Raw genomic sequence first — 467 nt, 5'->3', positions numbered from 1 at the left:
GTGCAGTCCGGACGTTCCTCCAGTGCGGCCTTTCGGCACGTGCACCAGCGGCGGTCTGGCGCGCTTCACGGGGGGATTATCGCCGAGAGGAGGAGCAAGAGGACGAGCCCGATTCCACGCGGGCGAAATGGACGTCCACCAGTTCCTGGTCCGCCTCCATCCCCGCACCCATGCGGGCCAGCATCTGCATGAGCGCGGCCGAATACAACCACCCCGTGGTGCCGGCACCGCCCTCTTCCTCGCCGTAGATCAGTTTCAGCAGCAGGAAGGATGCGCCGTCGCAGTAATCGGACACGCGCGGCAGCCGGTCCGCCATCCAGCCCAGGTGGTCCAGGATGGCCTCTTCCTCCCTCTTCCAGGACTGCAGGAATTCCGGCGCGCCGAACGCCTGCTGCGCCCGATACTGTTGCCTGGATACCGCATAGTCCACCTTGGTGGATCGCCACAGCAGGAAGGCATCGCCACCA

Annotated in this window: 1 protein-coding gene; it reads right to left on the bottom strand. The window is 65.7% G+C overall.

Annotated elements, in window-relative coordinates; genetic code table 11:
- Positions 1–76 precede the first annotated feature (76 nt).
- Positions 77–467: hypothetical protein (locus K9U40_RS23590; protein ID WP_282892490.1), on the bottom strand; the 391-nt coding region annotated here is incomplete at its 5' end.

Source organism: Xanthobacter autotrophicus (assembly GCF_030015065.1).
GTDB lineage: Bacteria > Pseudomonadota > Alphaproteobacteria > Rhizobiales > Xanthobacteraceae > Xanthobacter > Xanthobacter autotrophicus_D.
The sequence above is the reverse complement of the archived record's forward strand: the minus strand, read 5'-3'. Positions and strand labels throughout refer to the sequence as shown.